Consider the following 21,572-nt stretch of genomic DNA (forward strand, 5'->3'; position numbering starts at 1 on the left):
TCATCGCGGCACGCCCGGGTGAGGGGGCGGTCCTCGTGATCGACCGTGGAAAAGAAGGAGCGGAGCATCTACACGGGCTCGTCTTGACGTGCGACGCCGCAGCGGCGCGCGGCACGTGGTGCCGCCGGACAGGCGCCCGCGCATCGTCATGCACCCTCAAAGAGGTGACGGGCTGGGGCGAGCACCAGCAAGGATCGTCTCTCGAGCTCTTTGGTGAAGTGCCGAAGGTGCTCCGGTACGCGTTCAAGCCCTGGCCGATCGAGTACGGCCGTCGGCGCCTCGACGCGGACGTGTTCGCTTCAGGGCCGTTCGCCGCTGCTTGGACGAGCGTTCTCGAAGTCCTCAGAAGGCAGCAGTCCGACGAAAGCGCCTCCGAGCAGAAAGCGTCCCTCCCCCCAGAGGAGGCGTCCGCGCGGTGCGCCCGGTGCGAACGATCGATGCCGGAGAACAGGCGACGTCACGCGCGATGGTGCTCGAACAAGTGCCGAAAGGCAGCCCATCGGCGCCGTGAGCGGGAGCAGAAATATCTTGACAGGACGCAGCTAGGACATTGTTCTTCCGACGTCCCCCGCACGCGGCATGCCGGCCCCGGCTGATTTACCGCGAGTAAATCAGCCGGGGCCGGCATGCCGCGTGCTGGGGGACGTGAGGTTTTCCCGATGGAAACCATCGTGCTCGGGTTCGACCCTGGCGCCGCCCGCGTGGGATGGGCAGCGCTCGACGTGGACGCGGCAGGCGCGCGGCACGTCGGCTCCGGCGTGCTTCCCGTCGACCTCGCCGGCGATCCCGGGATCGAGGCCCTGCGCGCCGCCGCGGGGGCGCTGCTCTCGCGCTACTGCCCCGCGCTGGTCGCCGTCGAGCGGGTCGTCCGCGTCTTCCCCCGCCCGCGGTTCGGTCCTGCCATGGCCAGCGAGCTCTGTGGCGCGTCATGGGTCGGGGCCGAGCTCGCCGGCCTCGCGGCGGCGCGGGGGCTCATCGTCCGCACCGCGACACTCCAGGCGGTGCGCTCGGCCCTGGGATGCGCCAGAGCAGGCGACGCCGCGCTTGCGGCCGCCATCCGCGCGCGGGTCGCCGGCTGGCCCGCCCGGTCGAGCGAGCATGCACGCGACGCCGCCGCGGTCGCGTGGAGCACGATCCGCGAGGAGGTGCCCGCGCCCGCGTCGCAGTCGTGGGTGATGTCGGCGGAGCTCGATCGCAATCCCCCTTGACCGAATACATATTGAGATACATAATGTACATATGGGCGAGCGGACGAGGGCGATCGGTTACGTGCGGGTCTCGACCGAACATCAGGCGGACGGCGGCGTGAGCCTCGCGGCGCAGCGGGCGAAGCTCGAAGCCTACGCGACCGCCATGGATCTCGACCTCGTGGACATCATCGAAGACCCCGGCGTCAGCGCCAAGACACTCGACCGCCCCGGCCTGCAACGTGCCCTCGGCATGCTCGACGCTGGCCAGGCTTCCGCCCTGCTCGTGGCGAAGCTCGATCGCCTCACGCGCAGCGTGCGCGACCTCGACACGTTGATCGCCGGCTACTTCGCCGATCGTTTCTCGCTCCTGTCGGTCGCCGATTCGATCGACACGCGCTCTGCCGCGGGTCGCCTCGTGCTGAACGTCCTCGCGTCGGTCTCGCAATGGGAGCGCGAAGCGACCGCCGAGCGCACGCGCGACGCGCTGGCCCAGCTCCGCGCCGATGGCGTGCGGCTCGGCGGAGCGGCGCTCGGGTGGGTTCACACCGGGGAGGCCGATGCGGACGGCCGGCGCATCATCGCCCGCGTGCAGGATGAGGCTGCGACCGTGGATCGGATCCTCGCGCTCCGCGCCGATGGCCTCTCCCTGCGTGAGATCGCCGCGACCCTGACCGACGAGGGGTATCGGACGAAGCGGGGCGGTAGCTGGGCGGCTGAAACCGTGCGAAAGGTGCTCGCGAGGTCGAGAGAGTGAGTTTCTCCATCGCGTGCAAGATATGGGGTAGCGCAGCGGTTCGGCATGCCCTGGCCGAGCCGAACCCCGACCCGGCGACCCGCGAGCTCTGCCAGAAGATCCTGAAGCACGCGGACCCGCCCGGCGCTTTCCGCGCGTGGGCGCTCGCGCAGCCCTGGCCGCGGTTCTGCGCGATCGTTCGCATCGTCTCCGGAGAAGAGCGTCGAGAGGTCGACGAAGCCGTGAAGGAAAGGATCAAGAGCATGGCACGCATGGGCCGCCCCCCGAAGGAAGACCGCAGCACCGTCGCCGGTGTCATGGTCCACGTCCGGCTCACCCCGGGAGAGGTCGAGACCGTGGATGCAGAGGTCGAGCGCCAGCGCACCGTCGCGCCGCCCGGCCTCGCGGACAAGGTGTCGCGGTCGTCGGTCATCAAGGGCTTGATCTCGACGCTGCGCCAGCCTGCCGCAGACCCCGCGCCCGCGGCTCCGCCCGCGCGCTCTCCCGCTCGCGAGAGCAACGAGAGCGACGTCCGCGAGCTCATGGCCCGCTGTTTCGAGCGGGGCCTTACCCAAGCCCAGCTCGCGAAGCTCTCCGGTGTCGAGCGGTCTCAGATCAGCCGCTTTCACACGCAGAACGCCACGAAGCCGCCGTTGCCCCCCGAGAAGGTGGCAGCGCTCGCCCACGCCCTGCGCGCGTGGGAGGCGAAGCAGAAGTAGACCGCGCCTGCCGCGCCCTGACGGAGACACCGACGCATGCCCCGACCTCGCACCGGAACGATCGAGCGCCACGGCGACCACTACGATGCGCGTCTCACGCTGGCCGATGGCTCGCGCCCGCGGGTCTGCCTGCCGTCTGGCCTCTCGGAAGCTCGCGCCCGCGACCACGCCCGGCGCCTGGCCGAGCTCGCCCGCGTCGAGAACGGCACCATGCAACCCGCTTCGGAGGCGGACGCGCCCGCGGGCGAACCCCTGCGCGCCTACGCCGATCGCTGGTGCGCGGCCCGCGATGAGCGCGGCCTCACTTCAGTGGGCGACGATCGCGGGCGCCTCCGGAAGTGGGTACTGCCGGCCCTCGGAGAGACAGCCATCACGGCGATCGGCCGGTCGGATCTCGAGCGCTTCGTGGAAGACCTCGATGCCCGCGTGCGCGCGAAAGAGCTCTCGTGGAAGACAGCCAAGAACGTTTGGGGGGTCGTCTCCAAGCTCTTCGATGATGCCTGCCGCTCCAAGGTCCTGGCGCTGCGCGTGCGCGACGACAACCCCGCTGCCGGCGTCCGCGGCCCGGATGAAGGGGTGAAGAAGAGCAAGAGCTATCTCTTCCCCTCGGAGTTCCTTGCCGTGGTCTCATGCGACCGCGTGCCGATCCGCTGGCGCCAGCTGTTCGCGCTCTCGGTCTACACCTACACGCGCGCCGCTGAGCTCGAAGCGCTCGAATGGGAAGACGTCGACATCGATCGACGCCTCATCCACATCCACCGAGCCGTCGATCGCTCCGAGACCGGAGAGGTAAAGGAGACGAAGACCAACAACCCGCGCCGCATTCCCATCGAGCCCACGCTGCTCCCGCTGCTCCTGGCGATGCAGGGAAAGGCATCCCGGGGCCGCGTGATCAACATGCCGTCCAGCTGCGATCTCTCGGTGCGCTTGCGGCAATACCTCGGGTGGGCCGGCATCGAGCGCGCCGAGCTCTTCGCCAACGACGCCACCCGCAAACAGCTCACCTTCCACGATCTCCGCGCGACTGGCATCACGTGGATGGCCCTTCGCGGCGATGAGCCGATCAAGATCATGCGCCGCGCCGGCCACGAGGACATCGCAACGACCATGGGCTATGTGCGCGAGGCCGAGAACCTCATGCACCCCGTGGGCGACCCGTTCCCTCCGCTCCCTGCCGCGCTCCTGGTTTCGTCCGACGAATCGTCCGAGGGACCGGCCACCTGGGGCCTACTGCGCGGAAATACTTACGGAAAGCGGAGCGTCCCCAGCGGGATTCGAACCCGCGTAGCAGCCTTGAAAGGGCTGAGTCCTGGGCCGGGCTAGACGATGGGGACCGGCGATTCGGCGCGGGACCCTACCGTCCGTCGTCGAGCAATGCAAGCCCAACTCGCGTCGCCCGTTGGGGTTTCCGCCGTCGGGCCCGCTCCCGCCCCGAGACCCCCCGCAGCCGCGACGCGCGCCGGCCGAGGGGCCTCTCGTGGCGCGCCGCAGGCCTCCCGCCGAGGCGTCGGTCGCTCGGCATCGCCGCTCACCGCTCGCCCGCCACGAGCCTCCGTCCCGACGCGAGCTCCCTCGCTGCTCCCGCTGCGCGCCATGCGCCATCTACCGCGCCCGCCGCCCCGCGAACCGCTGGACGACCGCCCTGAATCGGGCGACCATCCCCCACCCCACCTCACCCCATCGACCGAACGCCGCACAGGCCGAGCTCTCCCCATGCTGCCGTCCCCGCGCCTCGAGCCTGCCGTTCCGATGTCCCAGGGAGGACCGTGCCCCGGCGTCGGCGCCTGACGCGCGCCGCGCTGCTCGCCTTCTGCCCGCTCCCGGCGCTCGTCACAGCCGCGTTCTCGCGCCCTGCGCTCGCGCAGCTCCCTTCCGCGCAGCCGTCAGCCGCGCCCCCTTCCCCTTCTCCTCTTCCCGCTCCTTCGCCTTCCTCTCCCGCGTCGCCTCGTCCCTCTCCATCGCCTCCCCCCTCGCCCCCCGCGCCGCCTCCCCTCGAGGTCGTCGTCACCGGCACGCGCACCCCCGAGAGCAGCCAGCGCGCCACCGTGCGCACGCGCGTCGTCACCCGCGACGAGGCCGAGCGCCGCGGCGCCACCAACGTCGGTGAGGCGCTCGACGGCGAGCTCGGCGTCCAGGTCAACCCGAGCGCCTACGGCGCGCTCGGCAACCCGAGCGCCATCCAGATCCAGGGCTTCGACCTCGACCGCGTCCTCGTCCTCGAGGACGGCGAGCGCGTCATCGGCGACGCCGGCGGCGCCATCGACCTCTCGTCGCTCCCGCTCGGCGACGTCTCCCGCATCGAGCTCGTCACCGGGCCGACCAGCTCGCTCTACGGCACCAGCGCCATCGGCGGCGTCGTCAACGTGCTCTCCGCGCCCCCCGAGCACCCGGGCCTGAGCGGCCGCGCCCGCCTCGAAGGCCGGAGCCGCGCCGGGCTCCTCTTCCATGGATCGGGCGCCTACCGGGGCGAGCGCGCCTGGCTCAGCGCCGACGCCTCGTTCCAGCGGGAGGACAGCCTCTCCCTCGTCGAGCCCGCCGAGAACCTCGCCCATCCCGAGGCCGGCGCCGACGCCCCCACCGCCCTGCCCGAGCGCTCCCAGACCCTCCTCGGCCTGCGCGCCGGCGCCGCGCTCGGCAGGGGCATCGACCTGCGGCTCCGCGCGCGCTGGATCCACGACGAGCAGGACGGCGTCGAGCAGAAGGAACGGCCCGTCCTGGGGGTCTACCTCTACGACCTCCCCGAGGTGACCGACCGCATCACCCTGCACCTCGCCGAGACGCTCGACCTCGGCGGCGGCTCCAGCCTGCGCCTCGCCGCGGGCCAGCAATGGGCCTTCCGGTCGAGCGGCCGCGACCAGCGCGGCTCGCCCTACGAGGAGCTGCGCGAGCGCTCGGGCACGCTCCAGAGCTACGAGGCGATCGCCACCGTGGCCGACGGGAAGCGCACCTGGGTCGCCGGCGCGCGCGCCGAGCTGGAGACGCTCGACCAGGTGCTCAAGATCACCGACGTGACCACCTCCGGCACCGAGGAGATCCCGCCGAACGACGAGGTGCCCAGCACCCGGCTCGGCAGCGCCGCGCTCTACGGCCAGCTCGGGTGGAAGCTCACCGACGAGCTCACCGTCATGCCCGGCATTCGCGGCGAGCTCCGCGTCCGCTACGGCGGCGTCGTCGCCCCACGCCTCGCCCTCGCGTACAGGCCCTCGCCGTCGCTCACGCTGCGCGTCTCCGGCGGGCGCGGATTCCGCGCCCCCAGCGCGAAGGAGCTCGGCTTCTCGTTCGACCACTCGAGCCTCGGCTACATCCTCGAGGGCAACCCGGAGCTCGCCCCCGAGACGTCCTGGGGCGTGAACGGCGATGTCACGTGGATCCCCCGAGAGGGGATCACGGCGCGGGCGGGCGCCTTCTCGAACTGGGTCGACAACCTGATCGACGTCGACCCGAAGCCCGTCAGCTCCTCCGACGGCGTCGATACGTACACCTACACGAACATCGCCGAGGCGCGCACCGCGGGCCTCGATCTCTCGGCCACGCTCCAGGCCACGCCGTGGCTCCGCGTCGAGGCCGGCTACGCCTACCTCTGGACACGCGACGACACCGCCGATCCCGGACAGCCGCTCTCGGGCAAACCGCCGCACACGGCGCAGGCGTCGCTCCGCGCCGCTCTGCCGCTCCGGATCGAGCTCGTCACCCGTCTCCGGACCATCAGCGGCGCGTTCGTCGAGAGAGACCCGCGCGCCGAGGGAGACCTGTACGCCCCCGGGTTCACGACGCTCGACGCGCGGCTCGCGCGGCCGCTCTGGCCGTCGTCGCAAGCGTATCTCGGCGTCAGGAACCTGCTTGGCGCGCAGAAGGACCCTGAGCGCCGCGGCGATCACCGGCCCCTCGAGGGGCGCACGTTTTACGTCGGCGTCCGCGCCGATCTACCGTGGGAGGACTCATGACGAGAGGATCGGTCGCGGCGGCGCTTCTCCTGCTCACCCCGGCGTGCGGCGACGGCGGAGACCCCGGGACCACGGACGACGGCGCGCTCCTCGAGGTCGACGTGCCGGCCACCGGCCGCGTCTTCCTCCGCCTCGCCACGCCGGAGATCGCGCTCGTTGAAGGCGACGGCGCGGCGTCCACCGACTGGGATCTCGCGCTCTCCGGCTACGACGTCTTCACCAACAGCGGCCTCAGCGGCCCCGGCGAAGGTGGGGCGCTGCCGATCGGCCTCGAGGATTACAGAGCGGGTGAGCTGCCGAGCACCCCCTTCCTGCTCACGGACGACTCCGGCGGCGCCTTCTCGCGCTGGTACGCCTACGACGGCGAGGAGCACGTCGCCTTCAGCCGCTACCACGTCCACGCGATCGAGCACGAGGGCAGGTACTGGAAGCTCCAGATCTCCTCCTTTTACGGGGAGGTGAACGGGGCGCCGGTCACGGCGCTCTATCAGCTCCGCTACGCCGAGGTGCTCCCCGACGGCTCCGGCCCGACCGTCGACGTCCAGGATCTCGACGCGACAGCGGGCGGCATCGACGCGCCCGAGACCGAGCCGAGCGCTTGCCTCGACCTCGCGGGCGACCGGCAGCTGATGCTCACGCCCGAAGAGGCGCGCGCGTCGACGGATTGGAATGTCTGCTTCCGAAGGTCGCTCGTCAGCGTCAACGGCGAGCTCGGCGGCCCCGGGACCACGCGCGCCGCCGACCTCCAAGCAGATGCATCGGACTCCGAAGAGCTCGCCGAGGTCAAGGCGCGCACCGCCGCGTCGGAGCAGGCGCGGTTCGACGCGGCCGACCACGCGGCCCTCTCCGATCCCGCCGTCCCCTACCGCGGCGACCACATCGCGACCGCCTTCACGGGGCGGTGGATCGAGCCCGGCGCGACGCCCCCCGCGCCGGCCAAGGACGCCGCGTGGCTCGTCCAGGGCGCGGACGGCGTGTCGCGCTTCGTGATCGTCATCGAGCGCTTCGAGGGCGCGACGGGAGCATCTCCAGGTCGGGTGAGAATGCGCGTCAAGCAAGTGGAATGAGCGCCGCGCGCGCCATCGCACACCCGCCGAGGTCACGGGCGTGCGCAGCGCGTGACACCGCGCGAGGGCCCGCGCATACTGCGCGCGCGGTGAGGGAGGGCCCTTGCCGACGCAGGAGCATGCTTATGTCAACGTCGCTTGCACCGGCATCGAGCGCCATCGATCCGTCTCGCGTGGACGGGAAACCAGGCGGTGAGCGCCGGGCAACGCAGGTGCGCGGAGGCGCTCTCCTCGCCGCGGGCGCGCTCGCGGCCCTCGTCGCGGGCGCCTGCGGCGGCAGGGTGGTGGTCGACGGGTTCGAGCCGCCGCCCGACGGCTCCGGGGGCTCCGGCGGCTCCTGGAGCTCCGGAGACACCGCGAGCTCCGCTCCGCAAGACGCCTCCGGGGCCGGTCAAGGCGGCAGCACCGGCGAGGGGGGGGCCCCACCGATTCCGCCCCTCGTCAAGGAAGAGCACAACAACGTCAGCATGGGCGAGGGCATCCCGGTGTTCGTCCAGCCGGGCACCCTGGGCTTCACGGCCGTCGCCGAGATCATGGCGTCATCGCCGAGCTTCGAGCCGATCGGGATCGAGAGCATCCTCGGCCCCGACGGCAGGCTGCTGGCGGCCGACTACACCATCCCAGGCACGATGGCCGCCTTCTTCAACCAGGGCATCGGCACGGCGGCCGTCCCCCAGACTGGCGCGGACGCATCCGCGCCGCTCGCGCCAGGCACCTACTGGATCCAGCTCGGCAACCGCGGAGTCGGCCCCCTGGCAGAGCCGGTGCGCCTCTCGGTGTGGCACCGCCGGACGCTCGACGGGCGCTTTCACGGCGGGAAGATCGACATCAACGCCTTCATCGCCGGAGAGGCGGTCTCCGAGCAGTACATGCGGCGCGCGCTGCTCGCCGCGTACGAGGGGTACGTGGGCCTCGGCGTGGGCAGCATCAACATCCACCACCTGGGCTCGGAGTGGGAGTTCGTCGACGACGAGCTCCTCCCCGGCCTGCTCGAGCAGACGGCCGGCGCCCCCGGCCGTCCGGCCCTCAACGTGATCGCGGTGACGGCGTTCGGGGGGAGCATCGTGCAGGCGTCCGGCGTGACGCCCGCCGTGCCCTCGGTCGCGGTCGAGCACGGCACCCACCTGAGCGGCATCGTGGTCACGCTCTACGAGGAGCCCTCGGTCGACACCGTCATCCTGCGCCATGAGCTCGGCCACCTCGCCGGGCTGTTCCACACCACCGAGTTCGACGCTGACTTCGGCGACCCGCTGGACGACACCTCGCGGTGCGGCGACGTGGAGTCGCAGATGGATCGCTGCCCGGATTTCGGGAATCTCATGTTCCCGACGGGGGGCGACTTCTCGGGCACGATGACGCCGCAGCAGACGGCGATCGTGCGGGCGAGCGCGCTCTACCGCGGGATCGTCGAGCAGGGCGGCGGGGCGGCCGTCCCGCTCCCGGCCGACGCGGACACGCCGGCGAGCGGAGCGCCCATCGCGCCGCCGGCTCCGGGCGAGGGTGCTCGCTCGTTTGCGCCGGACCGCCTCGCCTCCACCGCCGCGCTCCCGCCGCACGCCGCAGCGCTGCTCGCGGGGCACTTCTGCGGCCAGAGCGCGGCCCGTGGCGCGGATTTCGACGAGCTGCTCCGCGCGGCCGGCGCCGACGCCGATCGGCTGCTCGCCGTCGGCCGCGATCCCGGCGCGCCGGCGTACGTGAGGGCGCGCGCCCTCACCGCGGCGGGCCGCGCCGCCACGCGTTCCTCCGCCCCGGCGCGCGTGATCGCGGAGCTCCAGGCCCTCGCCGCGGACCCCCGCCTCCCGCGCCGCGCGCGGCTCGGCGCCGTCGAGGGGGTCGCGTCCGCCTCGCCCGCCGCGGCCCGCGCGCTCGCCGCGCGCCTGACCGCCGGCGCCGACGGGGTCGTCGAGCGGATGGCGGCCCGCGCCGCAGCGCGGTGAGGCCGCGTTCGCCGAGGCCGGCGTTATCCCGCCCTGGACCTCGCGGCCATGGTGATCACGCCCGTCCCTGCGACGGCGCGCGCGAAGTCCAGCCCCGTCAGCACGCCGCGGAGCCGCCGCCCCTGCACCACGAGCACGCGCCGCGCCTGCGCCGCGTGCGCGGCGGCCGCGGCGCGGTGGAGCGGCGTCCGGACGTCGAGGCAGACCATGGCCGGGCTCATCACGTCCTCGACCGGTGAATCGGAGAGCACGCCGTGCGCGAGCAGCGCCTCGGTCTGCGTGAACATCCCCACCGGCCACCCGCCGGGATCCACCACGACGAGCCCGCTCACCTGCGCCGTCGTCAGCCGGTCGGCGGCGAGCGCGAGCGGCGCGTCGAGCGGGATCGTGTACGCGGGCGCCGACATGAGCCCGGCGATCGGCGTCGGGTCCCGCGCCTCGACCAGGGAGAGCAGGAGATCCTTGGTGCTGAACACGCCGGTCAAGGCCTCGTCCTCGCGGACGAACACGCGATGGATACGGTGCTTCAGCAGCACGCTCGCCGCCTGCACGACCAGCGTCGCGCGCCCGACGGTGATGATCCCGGGGCGCAGGACGGCGCGCGCGGGCACATCGGGCAAGGTGAGCAGCATCCCTCGGCTGTTCGTCTTCGTCTCGAACCTGCCGAGCCGGAGCAGGTCGGTGCGCGACAGCACGCCGATCGCGCGCGACGCCGCGTCCAGGATCGGAACGCAGGAGATCGCGCGCTCGCCCAGCGTGCGGTGCACCTCTGGCAGCGGCGTCATGTCGGACGCCGCGATGACTTCACAGGTCATGTAACGCGAGACGGGTGTCGCAAAAGACATCATGGCCGGCATTCCTCGAGGACGCCGGCGCACCGGCGCGCTCCGGATGGAGCAAGAAGCGATCCGCCATCCGACGAGGGCTGCCAGGCCTGGCGCAAGCGCAGGCACGGCGCCTCGGCGCGTGATCTGCGCCGAGGTGTGTAACGGGCTGGGCAGCGGCTGAGCCGCCAGACCCAGGTGCGCGTGCCAGGCGGCGATGTCCTAAAATGCGACAGGTGGGGGCCCGGGAACGTGGCCGTCAGCTGCACGGCCGTCGCCGATCCGGAGACCCGGGGCGCCTGGCCTCCAGGCGCTTGCGGCAAGCGCGAAGCTCCTGGAGGCCAGCACCCCGGTCACTCCCCCGGGCGACACATCAGACGACCCGCCGCTCGGGCGCCGGGCGCGCAAGGGGTCCCTCGTGTTCGGAGGGCCTGTCGCGCGCCGGTCCAGGGCCCGCGCTCGCCGTCGTCGCCGCGGATGGACTCCGGGCCAGCGGGCTAGAACCTGCCGCAGCCGCCGCCGCCCCAGCCGGGCCTGCCGCACGGCGCCCTGAAGCCGCTCCAGGGGCTGTTCCAGCCGCAAGGCCTGTTCCCGAAGTTGCCCCAGTTGTTCCAGCCCGGGTTACTCCAGGGGTTCCCGCCGACGAAGCTCCCGTTGCCGCAGCTCGGGAAGCTCCAGTTCCCGTTGGGGAAGCCGAAGGTCCCGTTGGGCCAGCCCCAGCCCTGTTCGAAGCCCCCGGGGGCCCCGCAGCTCCGCGCCCCGCACAGCGCCTGGGAGGCCTCCTCCACCGTCACGGCCTCGTCCGCATCACTCTCGTCGACGTCCGCCTCGCCCGCGCCCACCGCGCACCCGGTGGTCAGCGCCGCCATCGCCATCGCGACGCACATCAACCTGGTATTCAACAGCTCGACCATTTCTCCTCCTTGCCCGGCCCGCGACGTCTGCAAGACCGTCGCGCCAGTCGGGTTGCGGAGAGAGCAGCGCTCATGCCCGAGAGCTGGTGTGCAGAGCCTGCCGCCCGAGGGTGCGCGCCGCGGGCGCGAGGCAACGACAAACCGACATTCCGAAACAGCGCACGACCCCGCGGTGATCCGGCGCGTCCCCTCGCGCCGGATCACTGCGCAGAGAAGGCGCTTCCAGGCACACTCGGCGCCCGCCGGGAGCGCCCCTCGCGACGCGACGGCTCCGGCAATAACACGCCTTTCGCGCGCTGCGGATTTCTCGGCGCAGCGCGCGTCGACGAGGTGTCTCCGACGATGTCGAGCCTCCGCGCCGACAACGTGAGATAAGGAACGACAACACCGCAGATGCATTCGCCGTCCTCAGGCGATCCGCCCCGCCCCGCCCGGCGCGCTCAGCCCATCTCCCCTGCGCTCGTGTACGCAAGAGTGCTCAAAAAGGACGCTCCGGGCATCCCGCGTCGCGAGCGTCAGGGGTCCTGTCGAATCGGCTTGATCCTCCGCCGGGCGAGCGCGGCGGCGGCGCGCGGCAGCTCAGGGCGCGGCGACCCAGGTCTCCCAGGCTCGAGAGAAGTCGTCGGCGTGGATCTCGTGGCCGCGCCCCGGGTGCACAACGAGCTCGTGCTCCCAGCCGTGCTGGGTCAGCACGTCGGCGAGGTTCTCGGCGCTCGCGATGGTGGAGGCGAGCTCGAGCTCGCCGACGGCGATGAAGATCGGCGGCCTCTCCTCGGAGAACAGGTGCTCCTCGATGACCATGCGCCCCGCGCCGACGAGCGCCGCGCCGTCGACGGCGACGAGGCCTTCGAGCGCCACGTAGCTCGCGAAATAACCGCCGTTGGAGAATCCCATGACATAACGCCTGCCGAACGTACCGCCGAGGATCCGCGCCAGCAGCGCCTCTGCGCGCATCCACTCTTCGAGCAGGGCGGGCGCCGCGGCGTCGACGGTCTCGCGGCGCGTCGGCCAGCAGGGGTAGGTCTCCACGGACGGATCCCAGGTGCAGAGTCCGGGTCTCCCGCGCGGGAACACGGCGACGGCGCCGAGCGCCCCGGCGGCCTCCGCGGCGGTGGCCTGGAGGTCCACGGGCAGCGAGTCGGGCGCCATGGCCCCGTGCAGCACATAAAGGATCGGCGCGCCTCGAGGCGCGGTCTCCGGCACATGGAAGCAGGTGTGGTCGTCCAGGCCGATCCACCCTGCCGAGCACCAGTCCGTCTCGACCGGCTGCCAGCTCGGCGCGCCGCCCTCGCTGCTGGCGGCGCCGGCATCCTCGCCACCGGTGCCGCCCTCGCCGTCGCCACCGGTGCCGCCCTCGCTGCCGCCGCCCTCGCCGCCGCCGCCGGAAGCCCCGCTGCTGGTCGCGACGCTGGCACGGGCGGCGCCATCCTCGCCAAGCTCGCCAGCACCCGCGCCCCCGGCGCTGCCCGCGCCGTTGCCATCGCGCGGGGCGCCGACGGCGGCGCGGTCGCACGTGGCCAGCGTCAGGGCGAGCGCCGCGAGCAGAGCCGCGCGCCCGTCACGGCTCCAGCCGCCGCGTGCCGTAGGCACGCCCCCAGCCATGACGACATCGAGCGCGCCGCGGGCGCCCGCGTCCCCGTCCACGCCGTGTGCCTTCTCCATGCCTCCTGTCACGGTGCCCTGTCGGGCGCGGCGCCGCAACGAGGGAGGCGCCGGCTCCGCGTTCGTCGGGCAACGGCTGCGTGAACGCCGCCTCGCGCTGCGGTCACCGCGGGGGCAGGCTCGTGCCGTGCCCGCCGCTCCTCTGCCCCGCGTCCTGCCGGTCGCCATCGAGCCGAGCGAGCCACGCCTCGAACTCCTCCTTGCCGAACGGCCCCATCGAGTGGACGCGCGGGTGCGTCTTCACCCGGATCGGCTTCAGCGCCCTCGACACGGGCCCATACGAGACGGGGTACAGCGCCCGGTTCGTATCCCCGAGCTCCGGATGCGGGCCGGCCATGACGAGGGCTCCGCCCTGCAGTTCGCGCAGCTCGGCGGTGCCGCCGAGCGCCTGCCCCAGCGCCGACGGGCCTCCCAGCGCTGCGAGCCATCGCTCGCCGAGGATCGTCAGCCAGTTGACGCCCTTGATGCCGTCCCGCAGCCACAGGCTGTGCGTGATCGGGTAATCGATCTCCAGCCCCGGGTGCCGCATCGCCAGCGCATACACCGTCTTCTCGTGCAGCTGGTTGAGGAAGCGGTTCGGGGACTGGACGAGGCCGAAACCGCCATAGCCGTGGACGGGCTGGATCCTCTCACAGAAACGGAAGAGCAGGCTCGGGAAGCCACCCTCACGATCGGCGAACCATGTGATGGGCAGCGCGAACGAGAAGTAGCTGAGCGATCCATGCCTATCGCTCTCCCACTTTCGCGAGCCCAGCGCGCCGATCCTGAAATGGTTCGCCTCCTCGTCGGTTGCGCCGCCATGCCAGAGGAACTCCCAGCCCCGCATTTCGTTCAGGCCTGGATCCACGAGCCACTTCGCCGGGTCGCGCGTGGCGGGGCCGTCGAGGCGGTCGAACCCTTTCGCCCCGGGGTGAGCCCACCGCAGATGGCCGCCCACCATGGCGCGGTACTCCTCGAAGCAGGCCGCCACGGCCCGGCGCTTCTCGAGGCTGTGCCCGCGCTCGAAGTAGATCGTGGCGAGCAGCGCGATCTGCAGGACGGCGCGACCTCTGTCGTCCATGACCCTGGAGGAGCCCGAGGCGGAGCGGGCGGCCAGCCGCGCCGTGCCGAACAGCGCTGAGACGTATCCGCCGAGCGACGACGACGAGGACGCGATAAGGACCGTGGCCGTGTCGCTGGCGCCCCAAGGTCCGGTGGTGCCGTTCTTCGTGGACGCATCACGTTCCGCAGAAGTCCACGACGCGCCGCGCGCCCCGGCGCACGCCGCGCCCGTCGCCTGCGCCGATCCCGCGGAGACCTCCCCGCTTGGGCTCACGGACGGCACCGGCACGGTCATCGCGCCGCTCCTGCCCAGCCCGATCCCGCTTCCGTTCCAGCCGGCCGCGGTCCTCTCCCCCTTGCCGCCTCCGCCGCTCGTCGCGCCGATCGAGGCGAGCGACGCGCCGTTTCGCGAACCGCCGCCGGAGCCGGAGCTCGAGGCCTCACCGCCCGCCACGCCACCTCCTGCTGCCAGCGTGCCTCCGGAGGCGCCCGCCAGCGAGCCAGAGCAGCCCGCGCTCGATGTCTCTCTCGACGAGTGCGCGGCGATCGCAGCGGAGATGGATCAAGAGCCGGGCTCGCGCGCGCAGATCCTCGAAGCCCGCCGGCTCACCGAGGCCGATTGGACAGCGCTCGATCGCCGGTATGCCGCCGCCATCGACGAGGCGACGAGCCGGGGCGAGATGGATCTGCTGCACGCCTACGACGCCGCCTACTATGTCGCGCGAATCGAGCGTGGAAACGGGCCCATCCGGGCCGAGGACTACGCGCGCTTGCTGGCTGGCACAGGCCGCCGCACCCCATGCCTGCTCGACGGCCTCGATCTGCCGCAGGGCGGCCTCTTGCGGCTCAGGCGCTTTGGCACCCGCAAGATGGCCAAGGATCCGGCGTTCGCCGCGCAGCTCCTGAAGGCCATGCAGAGGCCCGGCTGATCTCCGCGCATCTCGGCGGTCCACAGAGCAGCGGCGAGATCCCGGGGCGCCGGCTGACCCGCCAGGACCGCGCAGCCCGCTTGCCCTCGCCGCCGCGCCGCACTACCGACCCAGCCATGACCCCACTTACCGGCCTCCCCGGCCCCTTCCTCGAGGCCGTCCAGCGTGAGCTCCCCGCGGATTTCCTCTCGACGGACGCCGCCGACCTCGCGACGTTCGGCCGCGACTGGACCAAGGTCCACGAGCCCAGGCCCTCGGCCCTCGCGCTCCCGCGCTCGACCGACGAGGTCTCGCGGCTGCTCCGCCTCTGCTCCGAGCACCGCGTCCCGGTCGTGCCCTCCGGCGGCCGCACGGGGCTCGCCGCCGGCGCCGTGGCGGCCAGGGGCGAGCTCGTCGTGTCGCTCGATCGGATGCGCAAGATGGGCCCCGTCGACGTGCTCGGCGCGACCGTGCGCGTCGAGGCGGGCGCGGTCACCGAGGCAGTGCACCAGCACGTCGCGCCGCACGGCCTCACCTGGCCTGTCGACTTCGCCTCGAAGGGGTCGAGCCAGGTCGGCGGCAACATCGCCACGAACGCCGGCGGCGTGAAGGTCATCCGCTATGGCCTGACGCGCCAGTGGGTCCTCGGGCTCACCGTCGTCACCGCGAGCGGAACCATGCTCGAGCTGAACGGCGCGCTCGAGAAGAACAACACGGGGATCGACCTGCGCCAGCTGTTCATCGGCAGCGAGGGCACGCTCGGCATCATCACCGAGGCGACGCTCAAGCTCACGCGGGTGCCCGAGGCGCTCAACGTGTTCCTGTTCGCGGTGCCCGACCTCGCCGGCGTGCTCGCGCTCTTCCGCGAGGCCCGGACGGGGCCGTTCGTGGTGATGGCCTACGAGTTCTTCACCGAGAAGTGCCAGGCGCGCCTGCGCCGCCACCGGAACGTGCGCGTGCCGCTCTCCGCGCCGTCGGACTACTACGTGCTCATCGAGGTCGAGCGCGGCGAGCCCGAGGCGCTCGAGGCGTGGATCACCTCGCTGTTCGAGCGCGAGCTCGTCACCGACGGCACGCTCGCGCAGCACGGCGCGCAGGCCGCCGAGCTCTGGGCGCTCCGCGAAGGGATCAGCGAGAGCCTGTCGGCGACCGGGCTGCCGCACAAGAACGACGTGTCCCTCCCCATCCAGGAGCTCGAGGGCTTCTGCTCCGAGCTCGAGCGCCTCTTCGAGGCCCGCTATCCAGGGTGGGAGATCGCGCTCTTCGGCCACATCGGCGACGGCAACCTCCACATCAACGTGATGAAGCCCGACGACCTCACGCGCGAGGAGTTCCTGAAGCGCACCCACGAGGCGGATCACGCCATCTTCTCGCTCGTGAAGAAGTACCACGGCAGCATCTCCGCCGAGCACGGCATCGGCCTGCTCAAGAAGGATTACCTGCCCTACTCGCGCTCGGCCGAGGAGCTCGCGATCATGCGGTCGATCAAGCGGGCGCTCGATCCGCTGAACCTCATGAACCCGGGCAAGATCATCGACGTCTGAGCGCCTCCCGCGCGCCCCTCGCCTCGCTCGCCGCGCCCCCGGACCCCCATGGTGCAACCAACCAGCGATTCAACCCGTGACCGCGCGGCAGAGCGCCGGCGGCCGTTCGACGGAATCAGCGCAAGGAGACAAGGAGAGACGATGACCCTCGACGAATCCAAGCTCTCGCACCGGTTCACCGAGCACGGCGGCGTGCGCCTCCACTACGTCGAGGCGGGCGAAGGGCCGCTCGTCGTGCTCCTCCACGGCTTTCCCGAGATCTGGTACTCGTGGCGCCACCAGATACCCGCGCTCGTCGAGGCGGGTTACCGCGTGATCGCGCCCGACATGCGCGGCTACAACCTCTCGGACAAGCCCGAGGGCGTCGCCGCGTACGCGATCGCCGAGCTCACCGCGGACGTGGCCGCGCTGATCCAGGCTTCCGGCGCGGAGCGCGCCGCCGCGGTGGTCGGCCACGACTGGGGCGGCGGCGTCGCCTGGGGGTTCGCGGCGCGGTATCCGGCGCTCCTCGAGCGGCTGGTCGTCCTCAACTGCCCGCACCCCGAGCGGCTGTTCGCCGGGTTCCGCACGGCGCGGCAGCTCCGCAAGAGCTGGTACATGTTCTTCTTCCAGCTCCCGAAGCTCCCGGAGCTCGCCGCGCAGAAGGACGATTTCGCGTGGCTCCGCGCGGCGGTGAAGGACGACCCGCGGCGCCCGGGCGCGGTGAGCGACGAGGATGTCGCCCATTACGTGAAGGCGTGGTCGCAGCCCGGCGCGCTCACGGCGATGATCAACTACTACCGGGCCCTCTTCCGTCCGGGCGGCCTTGGCGAGCTCGGTAGGCAGCCCCGCATCGACCTCCCGGTGCAGGTGATCTGGGGCGAGCACGATCGCTATCTCGGCTCCGAGCTCGCCGCGCCGGATCCGCGGCTGGTCCCGAACGCCCGAGTCGCCCGCATCCCCGACGCGAGCCACTTCGTGCATTACGACAGGCCGGAGAAGGTCAATCAGCTCCTCCTCGAGTTCCTGCGCTGACGCCCTCGCGCCCCCGCGGCCGCGCGGCGCTCGCGGGCGTGCGCGGCGCGACCGCCGGCGAGGCGCGTTTCCTGACGCACGTACCCGTTTGACACGGCGGAGCGACCGATCGAACCTGGCGGGCGCTCATGCTCCGCCGCATCCCTGATCGCAACATCTGGCTCGTCTTTGGCGCGATATTCCTCCTCGGCCTCGCGTACGGCATCGCCATCTCGCTCACGGCCGTCTTCCTCGATGCGCGCGGGTTCACCAAGACCGACATCGGCCTGCTCGCGTCGTGCTTCGCGCTCGGCATCGTCCTGCTCTCGCTGCCGATGGACACGCTCATCCGCCGGTTCTCGGCGAAGGCCACGCTGGTGCTCGCGCTGGTCGGGTACGCGGGGGCGGTCGGCGCCTTCCCCTTCCTGCCGAGCTTCGCCGCCATCGCCGCTGTGCGCTTCCTCGACGGGGCCTGCTCGGTCGGCATCTGGGTGAGCTGCGAGACGATCCTGCTCGCCCGGTCGGACAAGGACAACAAGGCGTTCGTCACGAGCCTCTACGCCGTCTCGATGGCGCTCGGCTACGTCCTCGGGCCGCTCTGCGCGCCGCACATCGTCGCGCTCTCCTCGATGCCCGCGGCGTTCCTCCTCTCGTGCGTGATCTCGCTGATCTCGGCCGTCCTCGTGCTCGCGCGCCTCGACCGCGACCTGCCGGGCATGTCCGAGGCCCACGGGAAGGCCGGCGCGGCGAGCGGGGCGGAGCCCTCGGCGTCCTCCGCCTCGATCCTCGCGCGCATCAAGACCGCGTGCTTCGCGACCTTCGCCTACGGCTATTTCCAGGCGTCGGTCGTGCTGTTCCTCCCGCTCTACCTGATGGCGGAGAAGGGGGTCACGCGCGATCAGACGATCCAGATCCCCGCCTACTTCGCGGTGGGCATGCTCCTCTTCACCAACGTCTTTGGCCGGATCGGCGACCGCCGCGGCCACCTCCTGCTCATGCGCGTGCTCGGCACGATCGGCACGCTGATGATCCTCGGCTTCGTGTACCTCGATCGTCACGACGCGATGTGCGTGGCCGTGTTCGTCGCGGGGGCGACGCTCGCGTCGATATCGCCGCTCAGCCTGGCGCTCCAGGGCGTCGTCACCGCGCCGCGCGACTACAGCCGCGCGAACTCGCTCTACAACGTCTTCTACGCCGCCGGGATGCTCCTCGGCCCTCCGGCGTCGAGCGCCATTTACCAGGCCGCGGGCGGCGTCGCGATGATCTACCACCTCGCGGCGCTGTGGGCCGCGTTCGTCGTGTTCACCGTCGTCTTCGCGGGCGACGATCCGGCCGCGCGGCGCAGCGCCGGAGAGCGCGTCAGCGTCCCGGTCTGGAATGAATGAGCGCTGTCCCCGCGGCGGGGTCCATCGCGGCGCTCGACGTCGAAGCCTGCCAAATCCCCTCGTTTTATTGGCATTTTAGCGAGAAAAAGAAATTGAACAGGGAGGCGGGGAGACGGGGAGATCGATGGGGCTTTACTCCCCGTCTCCCCGCCTCCTTGTGAATCTCTCCGAAAATTCGATCGACCGATCGCGGATCCTCGTCGGGTTCAGAGATCGCAGCCGCACGACCGCCGGACGATCAGCTCTGTCGGCAGCTCGATCCTCCGCTCGGCCCTGCCCGTCTGGATGAGGTCCACCAGCGCCTGCACCGCGCGGTAGCCCACCCCGTCCGTCGGCGCGCGGACGGTCGTGAGCGCGGGCTCGAGGTGGCGCGCCGACGGCGCGTCGTCGAAGCCGACGACGGAGACCTCCACGGGCACGCGCTTGCCCGCGGCGCGCAGCGCCTCCATCGCGCCGGCCGCGGCGTGGTCGCACCACGCGAAGATCGCGTCGAGGTCGGCCCCCTCGCGCACCCACGCGAGCGTCGCGGCCCGCGCCTCCCGCGCGTCGAAGCCGCGGCGCATCAGGCGCGGATCCACGGCGATGCCGTGCTCGGCCAGCGCCTCCCGGTACCCCTCCGCGCGCGTCGTCGAGTCCTCGCTCTCGGGGACGCCGTGGAGGAAGGCGATCCGGCGCCGGGCGTGCGCCTCGATCAGGTGCCCCACGATGGCGCGCGCGCCGGAGGCGTTCTTGATGATCACGCTGGGCAGCGGGGCGTCCGCGGGCGACGACTGGTACATGAGCACCGCCGGGCACTTCTGGTGGACCAGCTGCTGGAGATCGGCCTCGTGGACGTAGTGGCCGAAGATCAGCACCCCGTCCGTGTTGTGCCGCCCGACGAGGCGCCGCGCCGGCGCCTCCGGCCTCACGGAGAGCAGCACGTCATAACCCGCCTCGGCCGCCGAGGCGGCGATGGCCCGCACGAGGCTGGAGATGAACTCGGTGCTGGCGTTCGGCAGGAGCAGGCCGAGGACGCCCGTCTTCCCCTGCGCGAGGCTCCTGGCGGCGGTGTTCGGCACGTAGCCGAGCTCGTCGATCGCGGCCAGCACGCGCTCCCGGGTCTCCGCGCTGTACTTGCCCCTGCCGTTCACCACGCGGCTGACGGTCGCGGGCGAGACGCGAGCGCGCTTGGCGACCTCCTCGATCCGGATCTGCGGCCGCGGCCCCGGCTGGATCGTGAACGGTGGCGACAAGGCGGGGCACCTCTCGGGGCCGGGGACTCCGGCCGGGGCGCGGCGGCGCCCCGGCCCGGCGCGGCTTCAGTAGAGCACGCGGGTGCGGATGCTCGTCTCCAGCGCCCCGATACGCCGGCTCACCTCGGCGGACACGTCCTGCGACAGGTCCATGATGAGGTAACCGATGTTGGCGTCGGTCGACAGGACCTGGCTGTCGATGTTGGCGTTCACGTCCGACACGATGCGGTTCACGTCGCGGAGCACGCCGGGCACGTTGCGGTGGACGTTGAGGATGCGGTGCGTGGCCTTGAGCGGCGGGAGCTCGACGTTCGGGAAGTTCACCGCGCCCGTCGTCGCCCCGGTGGTCACGAGCTGCGTCAGCGCGCGCGACACCTCGCGGCCGATCGCCTCCTGCGCCTCCTCGGTCGAGCCGCCGATGTGCGGCGTCAGGATCACGTTCGGGAGCTTCTGCAGCTCGGTCAGGAAGCCGTCAGAGTTCGACTCCGGCTCCTCCGGGTAGACGTCGATCGCCGCGCCCGCGAGGTGGCCGCTCTTCAGCGCCTCGGCCAGCGCCGGGATCACGACGACCGAACCGCGGCTCGCGTTGAGCAGGTACGCGCCCTTGCGCATGTGCGCGAGCTCGGCGGCGCCGATCATGTTCCGCGTCTCCGGCGTGGCCGGCACGTGGAGCGAGACGAAATCCGACTCGGCGAGCAGCGCCTCCAGCGTCGGCAGCGCGCGGTTGTTGCCCATCGGCAGCTTCTGGGCGATGTCGAAGTAGACCACGCGCATCCCCATCGCCTCGGCGAGCACGCCGAGCTGCTGGCCGATGTGGCCGTAGCCGATGAGGCCGATGGTCTTGCCGCGGATCTCGTAGCAGGCCTTCGAGACCTTCTTCCAGGTGCCCGCGTGCACCTCGCGCGACCTGTCCCCGAGCTGCCGGGCCAGCATGATGGACTCGGCGATGATCATCTCGGCGACGCTGCGCGTGTTGCTGAACGGCGCGTTGAACACCGGCACCCCGCGCCGGTTCGCCGCGTCGAGGTCGACCTGGTTCGTGCCGATGCAGAAGCACCCGATGGAGAGCAGCTTGTCCGCCTTCTCCAGCACGCGCGCGGTGACGTGCGTCTTGCTCCGGATGCCGAGCATGTCCACGCCAGCGAGCGCGGCGATGAGCTCGTCTTCCTTCAGCGCGGAGCTCCGCGTCTCGATCTCGAACGATCGCGACCGGAACAGCTCGTGCGCGCTCTGATGGATGTTCTCGAGCAGGAGCACCTTGACGGGCTCCTTCGCGACAGGGGGGGTCGTCTGGAATTTCGTTGCTGAGGGCGTCATGGGCTTCATCCGTCAAGGCCACCTCTACCGCAACTTCGCCCTTTTGCATCCCAGGATCGGCTCCGACGCCGACGTGCGCCGACGCCGGAGCGCGGCCGTCCTGCGCGTCGGTTCACGCGTCGGTTCGCGCGCATTCGTTGCGCGCGGCAGACTGCCGCGCCA

General features: G+C 71.8%; 16 protein-coding genes, 1 tRNA gene and 1 pseudogene. 11 read left to right on the plus strand and 7 right to left on the minus strand.

The window, feature by feature from the left end; all coding sequences use genetic code 11:
• The first annotated feature begins 659 nt into the window (after positions 1-659).
• The 4 genes and pseudogenes from WMF22_RS22665 to WMF22_RS22680 form a co-directional block, all read left to right on the plus strand.
• Complete coding sequence (locus WMF22_RS22665; protein ID WP_438037000.1) at positions 660-1,208, plus strand: hypothetical protein; 549 nt, start codon at positions 660-662, stop codon at positions 1,206-1,208.
• Positions 1,209-1,239: 31 nt separating this feature from the next.
• Positions 1,240-1,944 carry a recombinase family protein gene (locus WMF22_RS22670; RefSeq protein ID WP_438037001.1) on the plus strand — a complete coding sequence of 235 codons (705 nt, stop codon included), beginning with the start codon at positions 1,240-1,242 and terminating at the stop codon, positions 1,942-1,944.
• Positions 1,941-2,642, plus strand: a complete 702-nt coding sequence (locus WMF22_RS22675; protein ID WP_438037002.1) for a helix-turn-helix domain-containing protein — start codon at positions 1,941-1,943, stop codon at positions 2,640-2,642. The genes WMF22_RS22670 and WMF22_RS22675 overlap by 4 nt, the downstream gene beginning before the upstream one ends.
• A 210-nt stretch (positions 2,643-2,852) precedes the next feature.
• Positions 2,853-3,713 (plus strand): annotated as a pseudogene (locus tag WMF22_RS22680) (tyrosine-type recombinase/integrase); the annotation flags it as partial.
• Positions 3,714-3,901: 188 nt separating this feature from the next.
• Here WMF22_RS22680 and WMF22_RS22685 read toward each other — a convergent pair.
• Positions 3,902-3,976, minus strand: a tRNA-Glu gene (locus WMF22_RS22685).
• 711 nt (positions 3,977-4,687) lie between these two features.
• Between WMF22_RS22685 and WMF22_RS22690 the strand changes: the two genes are divergently transcribed.
• From WMF22_RS22690 to WMF22_RS22700, 3 genes are all read left to right on the plus strand, one after another.
• Complete coding sequence (locus tag WMF22_RS22690) at positions 4,688-6,586, plus strand: TonB-dependent receptor plug domain-containing protein (protein WP_438037003.1); 1,899 nt, start codon at positions 4,688-4,690, stop codon at positions 6,584-6,586.
• Positions 6,583-7,653 (plus strand): HmuY family protein, encoded by a 1,071-nt coding sequence (locus WMF22_RS22695; protein ID WP_438037004.1) that lies wholly within the window; start codon positions 6,583-6,585, stop codon positions 7,651-7,653. The genes WMF22_RS22690 and WMF22_RS22695 overlap by 4 nt, the downstream gene beginning before the upstream one ends.
• A 125-nt stretch (positions 7,654-7,778) precedes the next feature.
• Entirely contained in the window at positions 7,779-9,590 is a 1,812-nt protein-coding gene (locus WMF22_RS22700; RefSeq protein ID WP_438037005.1) for a hypothetical protein, read from the plus strand.
• Between the two features lie 23 nt (positions 9,591-9,613).
• Here WMF22_RS22700 and WMF22_RS22705 read toward each other — a convergent pair whose 3' ends face one another.
• From WMF22_RS22705 to WMF22_RS22720, 4 genes are all read right to left on the minus strand, one after another.
• Positions 9,614-10,438: a CBS domain-containing protein gene (locus tag WMF22_RS22705; protein ID WP_437301154.1), complete on the minus strand. Its 825-nt coding sequence runs from the start codon at positions 10,436-10,438 to the stop codon at positions 9,614-9,616.
• 473 nt (positions 10,439-10,911) lie between these two features.
• Positions 10,912-11,328, minus strand: a complete 417-nt coding sequence (locus tag WMF22_RS22710; protein WP_438037006.1) for a hypothetical protein — start codon at positions 11,326-11,328, stop codon at positions 10,912-10,914.
• Positions 11,329-11,907: 579 nt separating this feature from the next.
• Positions 11,908-12,990: an alpha/beta hydrolase gene (locus WMF22_RS22715; RefSeq protein WP_438037007.1), complete on the minus strand. Its 1,083-nt coding sequence runs from the start codon at positions 12,988-12,990 to the stop codon at positions 11,908-11,910.
• Positions 12,991-13,093: 103 nt separating this feature from the next.
• Entirely contained in the window at positions 13,094-14,050 is a 957-nt protein-coding gene (locus WMF22_RS22720) for a DUF3396 domain-containing protein (RefSeq protein WP_438037008.1), read from the minus strand.
• Here WMF22_RS22720 and WMF22_RS22725 point away from each other — a divergent pair.
• From WMF22_RS22725 to WMF22_RS22740, 4 genes are all read left to right on the plus strand, one after another.
• Complete coding sequence (locus WMF22_RS22725) at positions 14,049-14,960, plus strand: hypothetical protein (protein WP_438037009.1); 912 nt, start codon at positions 14,049-14,051, stop codon at positions 14,958-14,960. The two genes, WMF22_RS22720 and WMF22_RS22725, sit on opposite strands and share 2 nt — an antisense overlap.
• Positions 14,961-15,076: 116 nt before the next feature.
• Entirely contained in the window at positions 15,077-16,483 is a 1,407-nt protein-coding gene (locus tag WMF22_RS22730; protein WP_438037010.1) for an FAD-binding oxidoreductase, read from the plus strand.
• 141 nt (positions 16,484-16,624) lie between these two features.
• On the plus strand, positions 16,625-17,497 hold the full coding sequence (locus WMF22_RS22735; protein ID WP_438037011.1) for an alpha/beta fold hydrolase: 873 nt from the start codon (positions 16,625-16,627) through the stop codon (positions 17,495-17,497).
• Between the two features lie 128 nt (positions 17,498-17,625).
• Positions 17,626-18,861: an MFS transporter gene (locus tag WMF22_RS22740; protein WP_438037012.1), complete on the plus strand. Its 1,236-nt coding sequence runs from the start codon at positions 17,626-17,628 to the stop codon at positions 18,859-18,861.
• Positions 18,862-19,067: 206 nt separating this feature from the next.
• Here the strand turns inward: WMF22_RS22740 and WMF22_RS22745 are convergent, their stop codons facing one another.
• Both WMF22_RS22745 and serA read right to left on the minus strand, forming a co-directional pair.
• Complete coding sequence (locus tag WMF22_RS22745) at positions 19,068-20,093, minus strand: LacI family DNA-binding transcriptional regulator (protein WP_437301162.1); 1,026 nt, start codon at positions 20,091-20,093, stop codon at positions 19,068-19,070.
• 66 nt (positions 20,094-20,159) lie between these two features.
• Positions 20,160-21,419, minus strand: a complete 1,260-nt coding sequence (gene serA, locus WMF22_RS22750) for a phosphoglycerate dehydrogenase (protein WP_437301163.1) — start codon at positions 21,417-21,419, stop codon at positions 20,160-20,162.
• Positions 21,420-21,572 lie beyond the last annotated feature (153 nt).

The sequence above is a fragment of the Sorangium sp. So ce204 genome (assembly GCF_051526795.1).
Taxonomy (GTDB): domain Bacteria; phylum Myxococcota_A; class Polyangia; order Polyangiales; family Polyangiaceae; genus Sorangium; species Sorangium cellulosum_B.